The sequence below is a fragment of the Mycobacterium sp. TH-M11 genome (assembly GCF_057473725.1).
The window spans coordinates 1-2,501 of sequence record NZ_JBYCLD010000543.1; the positions used below are offsets into that span (position 1 = coordinate 1).

The 2,501-nt window shown below is 62.6% G+C and carries 2 protein-coding genes; one reads left to right on the top strand and one right to left on the bottom strand.

All coding sequences use genetic code 11. From position 1 onward, the window contains the following. Nucleotides 1-258: 258 nt before the first annotated feature. Nucleotides 259-1,077, bottom strand: a complete 819-nt coding sequence (locus AC2VOG_RS20505; RefSeq protein WP_486941654.1) for an inositol monophosphatase family protein — start codon at nucleotides 1,075-1,077, stop codon at nucleotides 259-261. Nucleotides 1,078-1,528: 451 nt separating this feature from the next. On the opposite strand from AC2VOG_RS20505, the gene AC2VOG_RS20510 reads away from it, so the two are divergent. Beyond that, complete coding sequence (locus AC2VOG_RS20510; RefSeq protein WP_486941655.1) at nucleotides 1,529-2,389, top strand: aldo/keto reductase; 861 nt, start codon at nucleotides 1,529-1,531, stop codon at nucleotides 2,387-2,389. Nucleotides 2,390-2,501 lie beyond the last annotated feature (112 nt).

The window sequence follows — 2,501 nt, forward strand, 5'->3', positions numbered from 1 at the left end:
ACACTGGCCTCAGCTGCCGCGACAGGCATGACCGCCATCGCCGCAGCAACCGCGCCACCAACAACAAACGATTTCATAACACTGAGTTTGGACATGACAGTTTTTTACCCCGTGCCTAGCTGCCCAAAACATCGAAAATCAGTCTGGTGGCTCCCGGTAACAGCGTCGGCGACGAGCCGCAGGTGACGTCGACGCGCCGACCCTGCTGCTGGCCAGGCCGTAAGCCTGACTCGACCCCTCTACCAGCGGCGACCAGTACTACACATTCTCAACGCTGATGACCTTCGCCAACTCGTCAGCGATCGCCGGTGTGGCCGCGACCATCGAATCAGATTGGTAGGTGTGCGAATCCCCGTGCGCATCGGTGACGAGTGCACCGGCTTCGCGGGCGATCAATGCTCCCGCTGCGGTGTCCCACGGCTTGTTGGACAACATCACGCACGCGTCCAGCGCCCCCTCGGCGACGAAGGCCAGGTCGAGCGTGGCCGCGCCGACCATGCGAATACGTTCGACCAACGGCACCAGGCCTGCCGTGATTGTGAGACGTTGCCGATTGTGGGTGGCGGCGTTGGGTCCGACAGCGTAGTCGCCCAGCGAGACGATCGCCTCGTTGAGGCTTTCGGTTCGGCTGACCGTGATCGGCCGCCCGTTGAGGTATGCCCCATTGCCTTGCACCGCATGATAAGTCCGCCCCAACAGCGGCGCCTGGGTCACCGCCACGACGGGGGATCCGCGGTGCACCAACGCGAGCGAAACCGCGCACAGCGGCAGTCCGTGCGCGAAATTGGATGTCCCGTCGATGGGGTCGAGCACCCAAAGCCAATCCACCGTCGCGATATCCGGTTGCCGCGTGGATTCTTCGGCCAGCGAATCGACCTCCGGGGCGACCTTGCGTAAAAAATCCAGGATTTCATCCTGGATCGCAAGGTCCACATCAGTCACCAGATCGCGATCACCCTTGCGGTGCACACTACCGGGCGGTGACTCCGTTAACGTCTTCGCCCCAATTTGCGCTGCTTGCAATGCAATTTCGAGGAAATCGTCCGGCGTTTTCACCTGGGGCAACCTCGCTTCCATGGGTAGTCGAGTGCGCAGCGAGCATAGCGACTCGTGTCAGCGAGCCCAAGTCGCGACGTCGTTCCTCAGATCTCCAATTATTTTGGCAACAAGCGCCCAGTGTGATAGACGTCATTGGTGCACGATGCTCGGTCGAGAGTTATCCGATGTCACAGAGTTGCTGGTGTTCTCAGCAGAGCTCTTCCGAGTTGCACGCGTAATTTCCAGCGGTGCAGCACTTTTGGTGTCGGCGTACGGTCCGGTCTTGAGACGAACGCTAACGGCGTACCGGTGAGTGGTCGCAGAGATCGGCTCGGCGAGCCACAAATAGCTCAAATATGCCCGGCGTATCCAACTTTGGTGCCTCGCTGTGCATGCTCCGTTATGCGTGGGCAGCCACGTCCGGCCCGATGGGCATGGCGGGTCTGTTCCAATTTGTCCACTGAGTAAATTCGCAGGTAGGTGACGCTGTATGAGCACGATCGACGAACCAATCGGTACACCCGCAACGATTCCCACGGTTGTCCTCCACGACGAAGCGCAGATGCCCGTACTGGGACTCGGAGTGGCGAAGCTGTCGGACGCCGAGACCGAAAGTTCGGTCATCGCGGCATTGGAGGCCGGCTGCCGCTTGATCGACACCGCGGCCGCGTACGGCAACGAAGAGGCGGTGGGCCGCGCGATCGCCGCCTCGGGAGTGCCGCGTGACGAGCTCTGGGTCACCACCAAGCTCGGTACCTCCATGCAGGGGTTCGACAGCGCCCAAGAGTCGTGCAAGGCCAGCCTCGACCGGCTCGGTCTGGACTATCTGGACCTCTACCTGATCCACTGGCCCGCGCCGATGCTGGGCAAGTACGTCGAAAGTTTCGAAGGCATGATCCAGGCCCGGGAGCAGGGCCTCGTCCGCTCGATCGGCGTCTCCAACTTCACCAAGGATCACCTCGACACCGTCATCGAGGAAACCACGGAGGTGCCGGTCGTCAACCAGATCGAGCTTCACCCGCGGCTCACCCAGGCCGAGTTACGGCAGCACCACGACGACCACGACGTGATGACCCAGTCCTACAGCCCGCTCGGCGTGGGCCGGCTGCTCGAGGAGCCGACGGTCGCGTCGATCGCCGCCGAGTATGGCCGCTCGCCGGCGCAGGTGTTGGTTCGCTGGAATCTGCAACTGGACAACCTGGTCGTGGCCCGGTCGTCCAGGCCGGAGCGGGTCGCGGAGAACCTGGACGTGTTCGACTTCAGTCTCGAGGACGAGCACATGGTCGCGATCGAGGCCCTGCACGACGGCACCCGCGTGCTCCACGACCCGCTGGTCTTTACCGGTACCTGAGCCGGCAGCACCCGGGTGCTCACCCTGTCACGGCACTCGCCAGACATGATGGCGGGATGACCGCCGAGATCCGCGTGCTCGACCGTGACGTCGACCTCGTTGACGCTGCCAA